The organism is Bradyrhizobium sp. USDA 4451 (genome assembly GCF_054822585.1).
This window is the reverse complement of sequence record NZ_JBTRCH010000001.1, coordinates 6,260,422-6,276,471: the sequence shown is the minus strand read 5'-3', so window position 1 is coordinate 6,276,471 and position 16,050 is coordinate 6,260,422. Positions and strand designations below refer to the sequence as shown.

The following is a 16,050-nucleotide window of genomic DNA, read 5'->3' as shown; positions in this document are numbered from 1 at the left end:
TCGCCCGGTCGAGGCCGGGCGATGACACCGTGAGTTGGGTAAGCGCTTGTGCTTAACGCCGAGCCTCACGCGTTACGCGACGCGGAGGCCCTTGGCGATTTCCTTCTGCGCGTCGAACTCGCGGCGCAGGCGCGCGAGCTCGTCGGCGCTGAGCGCATCGGCGTTGCTGTAGTCGCGCTTCCAGGAGGCATCCTCGCTCCAGCGCAGCGGCGACTGCACCGTGGTCTGCGGACCGGGCGCCAAATCCAGCACGCGCAGGGCCAGCTCCAGCGTGAGGGCCTGCGAGGCCTCGTCATGCGGCTTGCCGGCGGAATTGCCGAGCGGGAAGTCGGAGAACAGGAAACGCGGCACCGCGGCGTGCTCGACTATATCCTTGGCACAGCCCATCACGACGGTCGGGATGCCGTTGGCCTCGAGATGGCGCGCCACCAGGCTGACGGTCTGGTGGCAGACCGGGCAGTTCGGCACCAGCACCGCGGCGTCGACCTTGTCGTCACGGCAGCGCCTGAGGATTTCGGGCGCGTCGGTCTCGATCGTGACGCGATGGCTGCGGTTGGTCGGGGCGCCGAAGAAGCGCGGCGCGACATCGCCGATCATGCCGGCCGCGGCGAGGCGCTTGAGTTGCGCCAGCGGGAACCAGGTGCCGCTATCGGTCGCCGTGGTGTGGGCGCGGTCATAGGCGATATGCGAAATCCTCAAGTCGTGCTGTTTTGACGTGTCGCCGTCATAGACCGAATAGAACTTGGCCCCGCCATTGTATTTGGCGCCGGGACCCTGGTCGCCCTTGGCCGGATCGAACGGGGCCGCCGTCGTGATGAGGGCGACGCGGGCTTGTTTCAGCGGCTTCTTCAGCGGCTGGAACGGGGCGGAGGTGTAATGGGCCCAGCGGTAGGGGGTGGTGTAGCCGATCGCCGCGTAATAGTCGCGGGTCCGCTTCATGTAGCCGATCGGGGCGTCGTCATCGGGGGCAAAGCCGGTCTGATCGTCCGAGGCTGCGGCCATTTTGCGCTCCCTTTTGCGCGCCATCATTTCGGTCCATAGCTAGACCACGAGCTTCGGGTGTCAAGCCGCGCTGCGCGGGAACAGATTTGCGATGCGAACAGGTCTTTGCGCCGCATGGGTCATGCTTCTGTTGCTGGTGTCGCCGGCCGGCGCCGGCGCAGACGACGCGCCTGCCGCAGCCCCGGCAACGCCGCCCGGCGCCGAGCAGTCGGCGGCGCCCCCTGCGGACAAGCCTGCCGAGAAGCCCGTGGCGGCGCCTGAGCAGCCTGCGCCACCGCCGGGCGAGCAGGCCGCACCCTCGGCCGAGAAGCCTGCGGCACCTCCGGCAGACGCGCCTGCGGCGCCCGCCGAGAAGCCTGCGGCGGCAACCGACAAGCCCGCGGACGACGCGCGCGAGAGTGATACCCGCGAGGCGATGTGCCTGATGATCGAATCGGCGGCGCGGGCCAACGATCTGCCGCTCGAATTCTTCGCGCGCGTGATCTGGCAGGAGAGCCGCTTCCAGGCGGACGCGGTCGGTCCGATGACCCGGAGCGGCCAGCGCGCGCAGGGCATCGCGCAGTTCATGCCGGGAACGGCGAACGAGCGCGGGCTTCTTGATCCCTTCAATCCCGTTCAGGCGTTGCCGAAGTCGGCCGAATTCCTGAGCGAGCTGCGCAACCAGTTCGGCAATCTCGGCCTCGCGGCGGCGGCCTACAACGCCGGCCCGCGCCGGATTCAGGACTGGCTTGCCGGCACCGGATACATGCCGCAGGAGACGCGCAACTACGTCTCCGCGATCACCGGCTCGAGCGTCGACGACTGGGCCGCTGCCGCCCGCAACAACGGCAAGATGCCGGAGCGTCCGCCGGCCAAAAGCTGCCGCGAGCTGATGGCGCTCTTGAAGCGCGCGCCCAACCCGTTCGTGGCGGGTCTCGAACAGCACATCACGCTGTCGGCGGCCAAGGTGTGGGGCGTGCAGCTCGCTGCCGGCTTCAGCCGCGACAAGGCGCTCGCGATGTATGCCCGCGCCATGAAGCGGCTGTCGAGCGTGATCGGCGACCAGGACCCGAGCCTGCTCGGTTCGCGGCTGCGCACCCGCGGCAGCGCGACGTTCTATCAGGTGCGCATCGGCGCCGACACGCGCCCCGAGGCCGACGGCCTGTGCAACCGCATCCGCAAGGCGGGCGGCGCATGCTTCGTGCTGAAGAACCGGGCGTGATCTCTCCGCGTCATTGCGAGCGAAGCGAAGCAATCCATGCCTCCGCGGAATAGATAGATGGATTGCTTCGTCGCTACGCTCCTCGCAATGACGGTTGGGGCTGCCACCGTCGCATACCGGACCTGTGTCCTCACTTGCTTGACCCTGTGCCCACCGCGCCCTAAGCCGCCGCGATTGCAAAACCATCCGGTTCCCCGTGGCGCTTCCTCCGCTCGATTCTCCGCAATGGCAGACCTCGTTCCGCGCCTTCCTGTGGGGCGCGCGATCGGTCGGCGCGACCGTGCTGACGCTGGTGCTGTTTGCGACCTATCTCGGCATCGGCGCGCTGGCGCATGATTCCGGCTTCTCGCTGGGCTGGACCCTGGCGAGCACCGCGTTCGTCTGGGCGGGGCCTGCGCAGATCATCGTGATCACGACGCTCGGCTCCGGCGCTACCGTGCTGCAATCGGCTGTTGCGGTCACCGTCAGCGCAATCAGGCTGTTTCCGATGGTGGTGTCGGTGCTGCCGTTGATGCGCACCGAACAGACCAAGCGGCGGCATCTCATCCTCGTGGCGCATCTGACGGCCGTGACATTGTGGGTCGAATGCTACCGCTTCCTGCCGCAGGTGCCGCGCAACCGGCGGATCGCCTTCATCCACGGGCTTGGACTCGGGCTGGTTTCGGTCTGCCTGATCGCCAACACGATCGGCTACACGCTCGCGGCCAACCTGACGCCGCTGCTCGCCGCCGGCATGCTGATGCTGACGCCGCTGGCTTTCCTGTTTTCGACCGCACGCAACTGCCGCGAGCTCGCCGACGTCGTCGCGCTGGTGCTCGGCCTCTTGCTGTTCCCCTTGGCCGCGCTGCTCAACAGCGGCGTCGACATCCTGGTCAGCGGCGTGGTCGCGGGAACCATCGCCTATGCCGTGCACCGGGCGCGCGCAGGCATCGTGCGGGCGCGCGCATGAGCACCTTCATCGGCGATTGGCACGCGCTCGCGATCCTGTTCGTCGCAGGCGTCATTCCCAACCAGATCTGGCGCATGCTCGGCCTTTGGTTCGGCGGCGGCATCGATGAGAATTCCGAGCTCTTGGTCTGGGTGAGGGCGGTCGCCACCGCGATCCTCGCCGGTATCATCGCGCAGATCGTGGTGCAGCCACCCGGTGCGCTCGCCAGCGTGCCGGACTGGCTGCGCTACGGCGCCGTTGCAGCGGGCTTCATCGTGTTCATGCTGGCGCGGAAGTCGATCTTCGCCGGCGTGATCGCCGGCGAAATCGTCATGCTCGGCGGCAAATACTGGCTCGGCTGATTGCGGCGAGCGCATTATCCGTTACTCTCGCTCCCCAACAACAAGACAACGGGGAAACGGCATGCGGCGGCGCGCATCATCGCTCTTCATTGTTGCTCTGACGGCGTTGCTGGTGGTGGCGTTCCCGGCGCGGGCCGCCGATTACCCGACCCGTCCGATCAAGCTCGTCGTGCCCTATGCCGCAGGCGGGCCGACCGACGTGCTCGGCCGCATCGTCGGCGAATATCTCGGGCGCGATCTCAAGCAGGTGGTGGTGGTCGAGAACAAGGCTGGCGCGCAAGGTGCGATCGGCGCCGAGGCGGTGGCGCGCTCCGATCCCGACGGCTACACGCTGTTCGTGACGGCGGCCTCGATCTTCGTGCTCAATCCGCTGCTCTACAAGAAGCTGCCCTACGATCCGGTAAGGGATTTCCGCCTGCTGTCCGTCATCACCGACGCGCCGATGATCATGGAGGTGAATCCGTCGGTGCCCGCGAAGACGATCGCGGAGTTCGTCGCCTACGCGAAGAAGAATCCCGGCAAACTCAATTTCGGATCGGCCGGTACCGGCGGCACGGTTCATCTCGCCGGGGAGATGTTCAAGCAGATGGCCGGCGTCGAGATGACCCATGTGCCCTACAAGGGCGCCGGGCCCGCGCTGCAGGATTTGCTATCGGGCAACATCCAGCTGATGTTCGACACGCTCGGCACCGCGCTGCCGCCGGTCAAGTCCGGCATGCTGCGCGCGCTCGGTGTCAGCTCGACCGAGCGCATTCCGGACCTGCCCGATCTGCCGACGATCGCCGAGAGCGGCTATCCGGATTATGCGGTCAGCGTCTGGTATGGTATCGCTGCGCCGTCGAAGGTGCCTGACGAGATCGCCGGCAAGATCAAGGCGAGCCTCGACCGGGCCTTGAACGACGAGGCGTTCCGCGCCTCGCTGGTCAAGATCGGTTTTCCGCCGCTGCGCGCGAAGAGCCAGGCCGAGATCGACAAATTCGTGAACGCCGATCGCGCGCGGTGGGCTGATGTGGTCAAGGCGCTGAACATATCGTTGGACTGACACATGGTACGTGAAATGGAATTGCGCCAGGGCGAGGTCGCCGTCGACATGCCGGCGGCGCGCGACGCCGGGCTCGTGTTCATCGGCCGCATCCGCACGCCCTGGACCTCGCGGCTGGCGACACCGCGGCAGGGGCGGCATGACGGCCCGGTGTGCCGGCTCGAGATCTTCGAGCCCTGGGTCGCCGCAATCAAGGGCGTCGATTTCTACTCGAACCTCGAAGTGCTGTACTGGCTGCACCAGTCGCGCCGCGACATCGTGCTGCAAAGCCCGAAGAACAACGGCAACACCCGCGGCACCTTCTCGCTGCGCTCGCCGGTGCGGCCGAACCCGATCGGGACCTCGATCGTCAAGCTGGTCGGCGTCGAGGGCAATGTCATCCTGGTGCGTGGCCTCGACTGCCTCGACGAGACGCCGCTGATCGACGTTAAGCCCGACCGCTGCGAGTTCACCCCGCTGGCGCCACCGCAGCCGGGAGACTTTGAGACGGAGTGAAGTCTCGCCGCCCGTCATTCCGGGGCGATGCGAAGCATCGAACCCGGAATCCATCAGGCCGCGCGTTTCATGGTGAAATGGATTCCGGGCTCGCGCCAAGAGGCGCGCCCCGGAATGACGAGGTGAGAGGCTACCTATTTCAACGCTGCAATCAGCTTCGCGGCATTCGCCTCCAGCACCTTGCCGTCCTCCCTGACGCTCGCAGGCGGCAGCAGGGCTATGCCGTCCTTGCGCGGCATCACATGCATGTGCAGGTGGAACACGACCTGGCCGCCGGCGGCCTCGTTGAACTGCTGCACGGTAATGCCGTCGGCCTCGAACGCCTTCATGCTGGCCGCGGCGATCTTGTGCGCGGCGCGCGCGACGTGGGCGTAGTCGTCGGGCGTGACGTCGAGGATGTTGCGGGCAGGCGCCTTCGGGATGACAAGCGTGTGTCCGGGCGAGCGCGGCATGATGTCCAGGAAGGCGAGCACGTGCTCGTTCTCGTAGACCTTATAGCAGGGAAACTCGCCGCGCAGGATCTTTGCGAAGGGGTTGTTGTTGTCATAGGCGGCGGGCATGGCGGCTCCTCGATTTTTTATTAGAAGGCTAATGTCCGGGTCACGAGCCAAACGTCAAGCGTCGTCGTCGACGGTCTTCCGGAACGGACCGGCCTCGGTGAGCTCGCGGCCGACTTCGGCGACATAATCGCGCTCGCGCTTGAGGTAGTCGGCAATCGCGCGGCGCAGCCCGGGGTCGGCGATGAAATGCGCCGAGTACGTGGTCTGTGGCAGGTAACCGCGCGCCAGCTTGTGCTCGCCCTGGGCGCCGGCCTCGACCACCTTGAGCCCGCGCTGAACCGCGAAATCGATCGCCTGATAGTAGCAGACCTCGAAATGCAGGAACGGGTGGTGCTCGATCGCGCCCCAGTTGCGGCCGAACAGCGTGTCGGAGCCGATGAAGTTGATCGCGCCCGCGATCCAGCGGCCGTTGCGCTTGGCCATCACCAGCAGCACGTCGCGTGCCATGCTCTCGCCGATCAGCGAGAAGAACTGCCGGGTCAGATACGGCCGGCCCCATTTGCGCGAGCCGGTCTCCATGTAGAACTCGAAGAACGCGTCCCAGGCGTCCTCGGTGATATCAGAGCCGGTCAGCCAGTGGATCGTGATCCCGGCGGCAAGCGCCTCGCGGCGTTCGCGCTTGATGCCCTTGCGGTGGCGCGAGTTCAGCGAACCGAGAAAGTCGTCGAACGTCTTGTAGCCTCGATTATGCCAGTGGAACTGCTGGTCAGTCCGCTGCAGGAAGCCGTGCGCGCTAAGGAACCTGGCCTCGTCCTCGCGGGCAAAGGTGACGTGCACGGAGGAGGCCTCGGTGGCGTTGCAAAGCGCCCTTAAACCCCGCGCCAGCGCCGAGCCGATCACCTCGCGGTCGACGCCGTCGCGGATCAGGAGCCGCGGCCCGGTCGCCGGCGTGAAGGGGACGGAAACCTGCAGCTTCGGATAGTAGCTGCCGCCGGCGCGGTGATAGGCCTCGGCCCAGCCGCGGTCGAACACGTATTCGCCCTGCGAGTGCGATTTCAGATAGCAGGGCACCACGCCGACGATCCGGCCATCGAGCTTTGCGATCAGGTGCCGCGGTCCCCAGCCAGTCCGCGGGCAAGCCGAATTGGAGGCCTCGGCGGCGGCAAAAAAGGCATAGGAAACGAATGGGTTATAGCTTGAACCTGCGGTGGTTTGGCAATCGCCTGTGACGGCGGGCGAGGCCAGCGTGTCGAGGTTGTGGATGCTGTCCGCGTCCGCCTTCGGATTGGCGCAGGCGTCCCATTCGGCGGCCGGAATGGCGCCGATGTCAGCTACAGCCTCCAGGGTGATTTCAGACGACGCCATCGAGAATGAAGACCGGTGCCTCGTTTGAGCATGATCTTTCCGGAACAGCTGGCTCCACTTCCGGATCATGCTCCGCATTCCGCCATCGCCGATGACGACCAACGCTTGACCAACCAACCCTTGCCAACATCGTGCGTTGCAGCGACGAGTTCAAGACTGCAAAGGGCCAGTCTGGGACATGTCAGGTTCCCGGCACAAACCCCTCGAAAATCATCTGGTCGGCGAAGCGCGCCGCGCGTTCGCGCTGTTCCGCCGTCCGCACGGTCCAGGCCAGCAGCGGGCAGCCGAACACATTGCGGGCGATCCAGGGCGCCGGCGCCGGGAGTTGGTTGACCCAGAAGGCGACGAAATGCGGCTCGGTCCTGAAGCCGTGGCGCAGATACAGCATGCCGTCGCGCTGCGCCGGCGTCAGCTTGTCCCAGTAACCGTCGTCATAGCTGCGCTGGGCGGTGATGCCGCGCGGCAGGTCCGGCATGATCTCGCGCAGCGCCAGCACCTGGTCGGGATCGAAGGACATGCCGACGACAGGACCGGAATAGGACGCCAGCACCTCGGCCATCCGGGTGACCAGCTTGCGGTCGCCGTCGAAATGGCTCTTCACCTCGACCACCAGCGGAACGCGGCCGGCGACCAGCGTGCAGAGATCGCCGAGCGTCATCATCTGCTCGGCAGTGTCCTTGAATTTGACCGCCTTCAGCTCGGCCGCCGTCTTGGACGCCAGCAGACCCGAACCCTCGGTGAGGCGGCCAAGAGCATCGTCGTGATGCACCATCGCCTCGCCGTCGGCGCTGAGCTGGATATCGCACTCGATGGCGAAATTGCCTGATACCGCGGCGTTGGCCGCGGCCGGCATGTTCTCGATGATGCCGCGTGCGGCATCATGCAGGCCGCGATGGGCGACCGGCCGCTTGGTCAGCCAATCAGGCGCGCGCATCGATCAGGCGACTTCGAACACGCCTTCGACCTCGACCGCGGCATCCGCCGGCAGCGAGGCGACACCGACCGTGGTGCGGGCGTGACGGCCCTTGTCGCCGAATGCCGCAACCATCAGGTCGGACGCGCCGTTCAGGACCTTCGGCCCGTCGAAGAAATCAGGCGCCGAATTGATGAAGCCGCCGAGCCGCACCACGCGCACGACCTTGTCGAGGTCGCCGAGCGCGGCCTTGATCTGCGCCAGCAAATTGATCGCGCAGCCCTGCGCGGCAGCGACGCCTTGCTCGAGCGTGACGCCGGCCCCAAGCTTGCCCTTGGCGATCAGCTTGCCGTCGGCGTTGAAGCAGACCTGGCCCGACACGAACAGCAGGTTTCCGCTGCGGACGAAGGGCACATAATTGGCGACCGGGGAGGTCGGCTCGGGAAGTGTGATGCCCTGTGACGCCAGTTTTTGTTCGACGGTACCCGCCATTTTTTGTCCCCCAATTGGATTGCACGAAGCCTGAAACGCGGTCAGGGCCGGGTTTGTTTCGATTGTTTCGCGCATCGTGCCGCCGGTTGCAAGCGACGGGAAAGTGAAGGCAGTGCGGTCATGACGTGCGGAATCGCAGGGAAAGTTGCTGAAATTGACGGCACTTTCGGCGCCGAGATGAATTTTTTGTCAAACTTGTCCCAGTTGCGGCGCAATACCACCGTCACTATTGTGGCGAATCCCTGCTCCCCGAGGAAAGACCATGACCCTGCCGTTTCGGACTCCGTTGCGTGCCCTGGTGCTCACGATCGCCGTTGCCGCAGGATCCGGTCTGGTTCAAGGGTCTGCCGCGGTTGCGGCAAGCGGCCCGTTTCTCGCGCATCAGGCGCTGTACGATCTGAGCCTGGTGAAATCGCGCGGCTCCAATTCGGTCAGCGATGCGCGCGGGCGCATCCTGTACAACTTCTCCGGCAACTCCTGCGAAGGCTACACCTCCGAATTCCGCCAGGTCTCCGAGCTCGACAGCGGCGAGGGCAAGGTGACGCTGTCGGATCTGCGTTCCTCGTCCTGGGAGGACGCGTCTGGCAAGAGCTACCGCTTCAAGATCGACACGCGGATGAACGACGGTGACTCGGCGCCGGTCGACGGCATCGCCGAGCGGGTCGGCGATCATATCACCGTGAAGCTGACCCAGCCGGTGAAGAAGACGTTCAACATCGACGGCAAGATCGTGTTCCCGACCGAGCAGATCCAGCACATCATCGCCGCCGCCCGCGACGGCAAATCGGTGCTCGAGCAGACCGTCTATGACGGCTCCGACAATGGCGAGAAGGTCTACAACACGCTGACCGTGATCGGTCGTCCGATCGCCGGCGACCGCGCGCCGTCATCGCCCGATCCGTCGACGGCGAGCGATGCGATGAAGACCATGACGCGCTGGCCGGTGACGGTGAGCTATTATGACAGCGACGCGGGCGCCAAGGACGGCGAGCAGACCCCGGTCTACGCGATGTCGTTCGAGCTCTACGAGAACGGCGTCTCCCGCGCGCTGGTGCTGGATTACAACGACTTCGTGATCTCCGGCGCGCTCGACAAGTTCGACGTCAGGGACTCCAAGCCCTGCAAGTGAGGGCTGATCTTCTCGACATACACAGCCGTCGTCCCGGGCAAGCCAACGGGTCGGCGCGCAGCGCCGCCCGATGACAGGCTCCGCGCGACCCGGGACCCATAACCACAGGGCCGAGTTGTTGAAGGGGCTGTGGCCCCAGTGTCGCGCAATGATCACCTTCGGTGGTTATGGGTCCCTGCTTTCGCAGGGACGACAGCGGAGCAAGCCTGCGCAGCTTGTGAAACCGCCTCTGGCCTGAACCACCCGCGACGAGTACGCTTCCCGAAACACGCGTATTAGGGAGGCACATCATGAGCAAATCAGATCATCTTCGTCCCAGTGGCCTGCATCACAATCCGGCTTACTCGCACGTCGTGGTCGCGTCGGGCGCGCGCACGATCTACATTTCGGGGCAGGTGTCCACCGACGAGGAGGGCCGGGTGGTCGGCGCCGGCGATCTCGCCGCGCAGACGACGCAGGTGATGCAGAACCTCGGCCTGGCGCTGAAGGCTGCCGGCGCGAGCTATTCCAACATCGTCAAGATCACGACCTTCGTCGTCGGCTACAAGCCGGAGCTGCGCCCGATCATCGGCAAGGCACGATCGGCGTTCTTCGAGGGCATGGAGCCGCCGGCCTCCACGCTGGTCGGCGTCACCGCGCTCGCGGCGCCGGAATGGCTGATCGAGATCGAGGCGGTGGCGGTCGCGGATTGAGCGCTCTCGTGAAGAAGGACCGTCACCCTGAAGAGCGCGCACTTGCGCGCGTCTCGAAGGGCGACGGCCCCAATCTTTCCGCGCATCCTTCGAGGCTCGCTCCGCTCGCACCTCAGGATGACGTCCGGTGAGAGTTAATCTTCCGCGCTTTTCGTCGGCCCCTCATAGGCAATGCCGCGGATCACGGCGGCATTGCCGAATTTCTTGCGCAGATTGTCCATCGCGCGCTCGGCATGGGCCGAGCGGCGGTCGAGCATGTCGGAATCGTTGGCCTGCGCGCCCGGGCGTAGTGCGCTGACACCGGCGCCCATCAGGCGGAACGCGGTGCCGTCGATCTCCTTGGCCAGCATCTCGCGCGTCACCGCAAAGATCTTTGCGGCCAATTGGGTCGGGGTCTGGATCGATTGCGAGCGGGTGCGCTGGCGGAAATCCGCGGTCTTCAGCTTCAGCGTGATGGTGCAGCCTGAGAGGTCGCTGCTCTTCAGCCGCGCCGAGGTTTTCTCCGACAGCTTCCAGAGCAGTTTTTCCAGCGTCGCGAAGTCGCGGATGTCGGTCTCGAAGGTGGTCTCGCTCGAGATCGTCTTGGCGCCGCGGTCGGGCACCACGCTGCGGTCGTCGATGCCGCGCGCCAGCCGCCACAGCCGGCGGCCTTCGCCGGCGAACTGCTTCATCAGCTCGTTCTCGTCGGCGCGCTGCAAATCGGCGATGAGGCGGAAGCCGCGCTGCACCAGCTTCTCCTGCGTCGCGGGGCCGACGCCGTAGATGAAGCCGACCGGCTTGGCTGCCAGCATCTCGCGCGCCTCGTCCTGGTCGAGCGCCGCAAAGCCCCTGGGCTTGTCGAGGTCGGAGGCGATCTTGGCGAGGAACTTGTTGCAGGACAGCCCGACCGACACCGTGATGCCGATGTCGCGCTCGACCTCGCGGGCGAATTTGGCGAGCACCTTGGCCGGGATCATGCCGTGGACCCGCTGCGTGCCGGAGAGATCGAGGAACGCCTCGTCGATCGACAGCGGCTCGACCAGCGGCGTCAGCGCCTGCATCGCCTGGCGCACCTCGCGCCCGACCCGGACATATTTCGCCATGTCGGGCGGGATCACGGTCGCGTCAGGGCAGAGTTCCAGCGCCTTGAACATCGGCATCGCCGAGCGGACGCCATAGGTGCGCGCGATATAGCAGGCCGCCGATACCACGCCGCGCTTGCCTCCGCCGATGATGACGGGGCGGTCGGCGATCTCGGGATTGTCGCGCTTCTCGACGGTCGCATAGAACGCGTCGCAGTCGATATGCGCCAGCGCCAGCGCGGGCAGGGTGCGGTGACGCACCAGCCGCGGCGAGCCGCACTGGCTGCATCGCTTCACCTTGATGTCGAGATCGCCGAGGCAGTCTCGGCAGAAACTGAGGGGGCCGTTGGGCGCTGTCGCTGCCGTCGTCACGGCACGTCGCGCTCCCATCTCGGGTCACTAAGCGCCTGATGGGCGGCCGCGATATTGGTCGGGTGCAATTCGGAGGCGGCGGCAAATGCCTTCACGGTGGCATCGTCACGCATCACGAAATCGAGCACGCTCGCAAGAAATTGAGGATTGGATGCCGCGTTCCGCAAGGTCTCCGGACCGATTCCGGTTTCGGCCAGGAACAGGCCCAGCCGCTCGGGATCGCCGGCAATGAAGCTGAGCGCCTGAATCGCAACGATTTCAGCGACTTCCCGCGGGTTGTGAACAGGCTTTTTCAACGCGTCGGTTTGCCTTTCCGTTAACTTATGGTCTCTATTGAGTGGCCCATCATGCCCGAGTCTTCCGCGGGTGTTCAAGCAACGGAAACCACGCTGCGGAAGTTGGATGTCGGGTTAACGGGTTAGAGCGATTCTGGCGCTAGTTTGAATTCACATTTTCGACGCGTCCCGAGCGCGGTGCGTGAGGTGCCGCAGCAGGGCCCGTCTCCTGGGTTTGGGAGGGACGGGATGGCCAAAACCGTCCTGATCGTGGAGGACAATGAGCTCAATATGAAGCTCTTTCGCGATCTGTTGGAAGCGCATGGCTATCAGACTTCGGGCACCAGCAATGGTTTCGAAGCGCTCGATCTCGTCCGCAAGCTGCGCCCAGACCTTATCCTGATGGATATCCAGCTGCCCCAGGTTTCCGGCCTCGAGGTCACGCGCTGGATCAAGGACGATCCCGACCTGCGCACGATCCCGGTGGTCGCGGTCACCGCCTTCGCAATGAAGGGCGACGAAGAACGCATCCGCGAGGGCGGCTGCGAAGCCTATTTGTCCAAGCCGATCTCGGTCGGCAAATTTATTGAGACTGTCCGACGCTTTATCGGATAGGGGAGTTGTGGTGCAATGTCCGCGCGTATCCTCGTCGTCGATGACGTTCCGGCGAACGTCAAGCTGTTGGAAGCCCGCCTGTCGGCCGAATATTTCGATGTGCTGACCGCGTCCAACGGGACCGAGGCGCTGGAGATCTGCGCGCGCGCCGAATGCGACATCATCCTGCTCGATGTCATGATGCCCGACATGGACGGCTTCGAGGTTTGCCGCCGGCTGAAGTCCAATCCGGCGACGCATTTCATTCCGGTGGTGATCGTCACCGCGCTCGATAGTCCGGCCGATCGCGTGCGCGGACTGGAGTCCGGCGCCGATGACTTCCTGACCAAGCCGGTGTCCGACGTGGTGCTGATCGCGCGCGTGCGCTCGCTGACGCGGCTGAAGATGATGACCGACGAGCTGCGCATGCGCGCCATCACCTCGCTCGAGATCGGCATGCAGGCGCCGGAGCGCAGCGCGATCGCCGACAAGGGCACCGGCGGCCGCATCCTCTTGGTCGACGACCGCCCGTCGTCCTACGAGAAGCTGGCGCCGATCCTTTCCGCCGAGCACACCGTCGACGTCGAAACCAATCCGTCGGAAGCGCTGTTCCACGCCGCCGAGGGCAATTACGATCTGCTGATCGTGTCGCTCAGCCTCGACAATTTCGACGGCCTGCGGCTGTGCAGCCAGGCCCGCTCGCTGGAGCGGACGCGGCAGGTGCCGATCCTTGCGATCTCGGATGCCGACAACAACACGCGGCTGATGCGCGGGCTCGAGATCGGCGTCAACGACTATCTGCTGCGCCCGGTCGACAAGAACGAGTTGCTGGCGCGGGCGCGCACCCAGATCCGCCGCCGTCGCTACACCGATCATCTGCGCGACAATGTGCAGAACTCGATCGAGATGGCGATCACGGACGCGCTGACCGGGCTGCATAACCGGCGCTACATGGAGAGCCATCTCGCGACACTGGCGGAACAGGCCTCGATCCGCGGCAAGCCGCTGGCGCTGATGATCCTCGACATCGATTACTTCAAGGCGATCAACGACACCTACGGCCACGATGCCGGCGACGACGTGCTGCGCGAATTCGCCGTTCGCATCCGCAAGTCGATCCGGGGCATCGATCTCGCCTGCCGCTATGGCGGCGAGGAGTTCGTGATCGTGATGCCCGAGACCGATCTGCATGTCGCCGGCATGGTCGCCGAGCGCTTGCGCCGCTCGATCGCCGGCGAGCCGTTTGCCGTCGACAAGGGCGGCAAGCGGATCACCGTCACGATCTCGATCGGGCTCACCACGCTGGAGCGCAAGGGCGAGCAGGTCACCGACGTGCTCAAGCGCGCCGACACCGCGCTCTATCGCGCCAAGCACGACGGCCGCAACCGCGTGGTGTCAGCCGCGGCGTAGCGCACGTCACGCTCTCCGCATTATCGATCGTCATACCCCGCGAAAGCGGGGTATCCGGTACGCGGCGGCCTCTCGTTGCAAGCGCCACTGCCTCTGGAATACTGGGTCACCCGCTTTCGCGGGTGACGACAGGGTAGATAAACCTACGGCCCGCGCTTCACCGCGTCATAAGCCATCCGCTTGAACTCGAACGAGAACGGATGGACGAACGCCATCTGGCGCTGCGCCATCATGACGCCGGCGATGCCCGTCTTCGGCGAAATCCACCACTGCGTGCCCGCGACGCCGCCCCAGTAGAATTCACCGGCCGCATCGGGATGATCGATCGGTGAGGGGTTGAGGATCAGGCCGCCGGCAAGGCCATGCGCCTTGCCGGGCTGCTCGCCCATCATCGCGAAGCGGATCCACTGTCCTGCGGGCAGCTGGTTGGACATCATCGCCGTGATGGTGTCCGGCTTCAGCAGCGTCGGTCCGCCCGGCAGCAGGCTGCGGATCAGCGCGACCATGTCGGGCAGTGTCGAGACCAGCCCACCGCCGCCATTGAGCCTCGCGATCGGCCGCAGATAGGCGCCGGGGAACGGTGCATTGTCGGTGCGGGTGAGGCCTGGCTTCATCGGCTCCATCAGATCCGCGCCGGCGTAATAGGCAACGAGCCGGCCGTGATCCTGTTCCGGAACGACGAATCCGGTATCGACCATGCCGAGCGGATCGAGGATGCGCTCCTTGATGAACTGGTCGAAGCGCTGGCCGCTGACGACTTCCACTAGGCGTGCGATCACGTCGATCGCGAGCGAATATTCCCATGATGTGCCCGGCTGATAGATCAGCGGCAGATCGGCCAGCACGTCCACCATCTGAGCCAGGGTCGCATTGGGATTGTGCACGCCGCGCTCGTTCAGCGCCTTGAAGATGACGGTGCCGGGATCGAAGAAGCCGTAGCTCAAGCCGGCGCTGTGGCTCAGCAATTGGCGGATCGTGATCGACCGCTGTGCCGGCTCGGTGTCGTCGATCGATGTCGCGCCCGGGCGCAGCACCTTGCGGTTTCCGAGTTGCGGGATGTAGGTCTCGATCGGATCGTCGAGCCGGAAGCGGCCGTCCTCGAACAACAGCAGCGCCGCGCAGGAGGTGATCAGCTTGGTGTTGGAGAACACCCGGAAGATGTGGTCGGTGCGCAGCGGCGTTTGCGCTTCCTTGTCCGCCCATCCGACGCAGCCCGTGTCGGCGATGTCGCGCCCGACCAGAACCGTCCAGGAGATGCCGGACAAGAGATCGTTGTCGATATAGCGCTGCATGGCGGCGCGAGCCGGCGCGAAATCGTAGCCGGTGGCCGTCACGTCAAGATCTTCCATGGTCGCTCCCCTGTTGTGCCGCCGGCTGTCGTGCGGTCACTCTCTATCTCGCCGGACGGAATTTCCGATTGGGATGCCGTCGCATGCCGTCAACGCTAACAACCAAACCGGACTTGTGTATGCAACCGGGATTTATCCAGGGCGCTTCTTGTCCGCGGGCGCGGAGTTTTCGACCTTGACGCCGGCATTCGCCAGCAGCACGCGGGCGGCTTCCCTGGCTGCGCGTGCCATCGCCGGGTCGTCGCGCACCAGGTCCTGCGCGATCGAGCCGTCGACCAAAAGCGTGAGCTGGGTCGCAAGTCCCTCGGCGTCGGCGACGCCGAGTTGCAGCAGCAGATCGCGAAACCAGACCCGGCGGCTTTCCTTGAAGGCGACCGCGATATTTCGGAAGGTGCGATCCTCGTCGTCAGGGCCGAGCTCGGCGACCGCATTGACGAACGGGCAGCCGCGAAAATCCTTCGCCGCAAAGCGCCGCTCCAGCGAATCGAAAGTCGCGAGGATCTGCTCGGCCGGCGGCTTGTCGGAGGGGCGGGGCTGCACGAAGCGGCGTTGCAGATAGGCTTCGATCAGGGCGTCTTTCGACGGGAAATGATTGTAGAGCGTGCGCTTGCTGATGCCGATCTCGGCCGCGATGGTGTCGACGCCGATGGCGCGAATGCCCTGCAGGTAGAACAGCTTGTCGGCGGTCTCGAGGATCCGCTCTTTCATGGTCTGTTTGGGAGGCGGGGAAGCCATGCGTCGGCCGTGATCCTCTTGGCTTGACAGTTCGCCCCCTGTATAGCCTAAGTACACAGGTCTGTGTAACCAAAACATGCGTGAATCGCAGGCCGCGGTACGCGTGCCGCGCCGTTATGGGAGAACAAAAACA

Annotated in this window: 18 protein-coding genes; 9 read left to right on the top strand and 9 right to left on the bottom strand. The window is 65.2% G+C overall.

Annotation, left to right across the window (positions count from 1 at the left end; translation table 11 throughout):
• Nucleotides 1-72: 72 nt before the first annotated feature.
• The gene (locus ACVMB0_RS29120; protein WP_456797953.1) at nt 73-1,002 is read right to left on the bottom strand and encodes a glycine/sarcosine/betaine reductase selenoprotein B family protein; all 930 of its coding nucleotides are present in this window, start codon (nt 1,000-1,002) and stop codon (nt 73-75) included.
• Between the two features lie 121 nt (nt 1,003-1,123).
• Here ACVMB0_RS29120 and ACVMB0_RS29115 point away from each other — a divergent pair, with 121 nt between their 5' ends.
• The 5 genes from ACVMB0_RS29115 to tsaA all read left to right on the top strand — a co-directional run bounded on the left by ACVMB0_RS29115 (nt 1,124) and on the right by tsaA (nt 5,030).
• Nucleotides 1,124-2,203 carry a transglycosylase SLT domain-containing protein gene (locus ACVMB0_RS29115; protein ID WP_461348449.1) on the top strand — a complete coding sequence of 360 codons (1,080 nt, stop codon included), beginning with the start codon at nt 1,124-1,126 and terminating at the stop codon, nt 2,201-2,203.
• 196 nt (nt 2,204-2,399) lie between these two features.
• The gene (locus ACVMB0_RS29110; RefSeq protein ID WP_461348448.1) at nt 2,400-3,152 is read left to right on the top strand and encodes an AzlC family ABC transporter permease; all 753 of its coding nucleotides are present in this window, start codon (nt 2,400-2,402) and stop codon (nt 3,150-3,152) included.
• Nucleotides 3,149-3,493, top strand: coding sequence for an AzlD domain-containing protein (locus tag ACVMB0_RS29105; protein ID WP_461348447.1), 345 nt, complete (start codon nt 3,149-3,151; stop codon nt 3,491-3,493). The genes ACVMB0_RS29110 and ACVMB0_RS29105 overlap by 4 nt, the downstream gene beginning before the upstream one ends.
• A gap of 61 nt (nt 3,494-3,554) precedes the next feature.
• The gene (locus tag ACVMB0_RS29100) at nt 3,555-4,535 is read left to right on the top strand and encodes a Bug family tripartite tricarboxylate transporter substrate binding protein (RefSeq protein ID WP_461348446.1); all 981 of its coding nucleotides are present in this window, start codon (nt 3,555-3,557) and stop codon (nt 4,533-4,535) included.
• A 3-nt stretch (nt 4,536-4,538) separates the two neighbouring features.
• The gene (tsaA, locus tag ACVMB0_RS29095) at nt 4,539-5,030 is read left to right on the top strand and encodes a tRNA (N6-threonylcarbamoyladenosine(37)-N6)-methyltransferase TrmO (RefSeq protein ID WP_029083299.1); all 492 of its coding nucleotides are present in this window, start codon (nt 4,539-4,541) and stop codon (nt 5,028-5,030) included.
• Between the two features lie 134 nt (nt 5,031-5,164).
• Here tsaA and ACVMB0_RS29090 read toward each other — a convergent pair whose 3' ends face one another.
• From ACVMB0_RS29090 to ACVMB0_RS29075, 4 genes are all read right to left on the bottom strand, one after another.
• Nucleotides 5,165-5,590, bottom strand: a complete 426-nt coding sequence (locus ACVMB0_RS29090) for an HIT family protein (RefSeq protein ID WP_456754345.1) — start codon at nt 5,588-5,590, stop codon at nt 5,165-5,167.
• A 54-nt stretch (nt 5,591-5,644) separates the two neighbouring features.
• Complete coding sequence (locus ACVMB0_RS29085; protein ID WP_461348445.1) at nt 5,645-6,895, bottom strand: GNAT family N-acetyltransferase; 1,251 nt, start codon at nt 6,893-6,895, stop codon at nt 5,645-5,647.
• A 181-nt stretch (nt 6,896-7,076) separates the two neighbouring features.
• Nucleotides 7,077-7,829 carry a glycerophosphodiester phosphodiesterase gene (locus tag ACVMB0_RS29080; RefSeq protein ID WP_456754347.1) on the bottom strand — a complete coding sequence of 251 codons (753 nt, stop codon included), beginning with the start codon at nt 7,827-7,829 and terminating at the stop codon, nt 7,077-7,079.
• Between the two features lie 3 nt (nt 7,830-7,832).
• Entirely contained in the window at nt 7,833-8,300 is a 468-nt protein-coding gene (locus tag ACVMB0_RS29075; RefSeq protein ID WP_456754348.1) for a RidA family protein, read from the bottom strand.
• 262 nt (nt 8,301-8,562) lie between these two features.
• Between ACVMB0_RS29075 and ACVMB0_RS29070 the strand changes: the two genes are divergently transcribed.
• Entirely contained in the window at nt 8,563-9,429 is an 867-nt protein-coding gene (locus ACVMB0_RS29070; RefSeq protein ID WP_461348444.1) for a cell envelope integrity EipB family protein, read from the top strand.
• A gap of 290 nt (nt 9,430-9,719) precedes the next feature.
• On the top strand, nt 9,720-10,121 hold the full coding sequence (locus ACVMB0_RS29065; RefSeq protein ID WP_461348443.1) for a RidA family protein: 402 nt from the start codon (nt 9,720-9,722) through the stop codon (nt 10,119-10,121).
• Nucleotides 10,122-10,255: 134 nt separating this feature from the next.
• Here the strand turns inward: ACVMB0_RS29065 and ACVMB0_RS29060 are convergent, their stop codons facing one another.
• Nucleotides 10,256-11,572 (bottom strand): DNA polymerase IV, encoded by a 1,317-nt coding sequence (locus tag ACVMB0_RS29060; protein WP_461348442.1) that lies wholly within the window; start codon nt 11,570-11,572, stop codon nt 10,256-10,258.
• Nucleotides 11,551-11,850 (bottom strand): DUF3572 domain-containing protein, encoded by a 300-nt coding sequence (locus ACVMB0_RS29055; protein WP_461349727.1) that lies wholly within the window; start codon nt 11,848-11,850, stop codon nt 11,551-11,553. Before ACVMB0_RS29055 ends, ACVMB0_RS29060 begins: the two co-directional genes overlap by 22 nt.
• A gap of 228 nt (nt 11,851-12,078) precedes the next feature.
• On the opposite strand from ACVMB0_RS29055, the gene ACVMB0_RS29050 reads away from it, so the two are divergent.
• Both ACVMB0_RS29050 and ACVMB0_RS29045 read left to right on the top strand, forming a co-directional pair.
• A complete protein-coding gene (locus ACVMB0_RS29050; RefSeq protein ID WP_016845968.1) occupies nt 12,079-12,444 on the top strand; it encodes a response regulator in 366 nt (121 codons plus the stop codon).
• Nucleotides 12,445-12,459: 15 nt separating this feature from the next.
• On the top strand, nt 12,460-13,833 hold the full coding sequence (locus ACVMB0_RS29045; RefSeq protein ID WP_456754352.1) for a PleD family two-component system response regulator: 1,374 nt from the start codon (nt 12,460-12,462) through the stop codon (nt 13,831-13,833).
• 143 nt (nt 13,834-13,976) lie between these two features.
• Here ACVMB0_RS29045 and ACVMB0_RS29040 read toward each other — a convergent pair whose 3' ends face one another.
• Both ACVMB0_RS29040 and ACVMB0_RS29035 read right to left on the bottom strand, forming a co-directional pair.
• Nucleotides 13,977-15,182 (bottom strand): serine hydrolase domain-containing protein, encoded by a 1,206-nt coding sequence (locus ACVMB0_RS29040; protein ID WP_456754354.1) that lies wholly within the window; start codon nt 15,180-15,182, stop codon nt 13,977-13,979.
• Between the two features lie 132 nt (nt 15,183-15,314).
• Nucleotides 15,315-15,917, bottom strand: a complete 603-nt coding sequence (locus ACVMB0_RS29035) for a TetR/AcrR family transcriptional regulator (RefSeq protein ID WP_461348441.1) — start codon at nt 15,915-15,917, stop codon at nt 15,315-15,317.
• Nucleotides 15,918-16,050: the final 133 nt, after the last annotated feature.

What these genes read in the sequence shown, in the direction of transcription:
- ACVMB0_RS29085 (WP_461348445.1), bottom strand. Translation starts at nt 6,895, where the DNA reads ATGGCGTCGTCTGAAATCACCCTGGAGGCTGTAGCTGACATCGGCGCC.
- ACVMB0_RS29080 (WP_456754347.1), bottom strand. Translation starts at nt 7,829, where the DNA reads ATGCGCGCGCCTGATTGGCTGACCAAGCGGCCGGTCGCCCATCGCGGC.
- ACVMB0_RS29045 (WP_456754352.1), top strand. Translation starts at nt 12,460, where the DNA reads ATGTCCGCGCGTATCCTCGTCGTCGATGACGTTCCGGCGAACGTCAAG.
- ACVMB0_RS29100 (WP_461348446.1), top strand. Translation starts at nt 3,555, where the DNA reads ATGCGGCGGCGCGCATCATCGCTCTTCATTGTTGCTCTGACGGCGTTG.
- ACVMB0_RS29040 (WP_456754354.1), bottom strand. Translation starts at nt 15,182, where the DNA reads ATGGAAGATCTTGACGTGACGGCCACCGGCTACGATTTCGCGCCGGCT.
- ACVMB0_RS29060 (WP_461348442.1), bottom strand. Translation starts at nt 11,572, where the DNA reads ATGGGAGCGCGACGTGCCGTGACGACGGCAGCGACAGCGCCCAACGGC.
- ACVMB0_RS29070 (WP_461348444.1), top strand. Translation starts at nt 8,563, where the DNA reads ATGACCCTGCCGTTTCGGACTCCGTTGCGTGCCCTGGTGCTCACGATC.
- ACVMB0_RS29065 (WP_461348443.1), top strand. Translation starts at nt 9,720, where the DNA reads ATGAGCAAATCAGATCATCTTCGTCCCAGTGGCCTGCATCACAATCCG.
- ACVMB0_RS29120 (WP_456797953.1), bottom strand. Translation starts at nt 1,002, where the DNA reads ATGGCCGCAGCCTCGGACGATCAGACCGGCTTTGCCCCCGATGACGAC.
- ACVMB0_RS29115 (WP_461348449.1), top strand. Translation starts at nt 1,124, where the DNA reads ATGCTTCTGTTGCTGGTGTCGCCGGCCGGCGCCGGCGCAGACGACGCG.
- ACVMB0_RS29050 (WP_016845968.1), top strand. Translation starts at nt 12,079, where the DNA reads ATGGCCAAAACCGTCCTGATCGTGGAGGACAATGAGCTCAATATGAAG.
- ACVMB0_RS29035 (WP_461348441.1), bottom strand. Translation starts at nt 15,917, where the DNA reads ATGGCTTCCCCGCCTCCCAAACAGACCATGAAAGAGCGGATCCTCGAG.
- ACVMB0_RS29105 (WP_461348447.1), top strand. Translation starts at nt 3,149, where the DNA reads ATGAGCACCTTCATCGGCGATTGGCACGCGCTCGCGATCCTGTTCGTC.
- ACVMB0_RS29075 (WP_456754348.1), bottom strand. Translation starts at nt 8,300, where the DNA reads ATGGCGGGTACCGTCGAACAAAAACTGGCGTCACAGGGCATCACACTT.
- ACVMB0_RS29090 (WP_456754345.1), bottom strand. Translation starts at nt 5,590, where the DNA reads ATGCCCGCCGCCTATGACAACAACAACCCCTTCGCAAAGATCCTGCGC.
- tsaA (WP_029083299.1), top strand. Translation starts at nt 4,539, where the DNA reads ATGGTACGTGAAATGGAATTGCGCCAGGGCGAGGTCGCCGTCGACATG.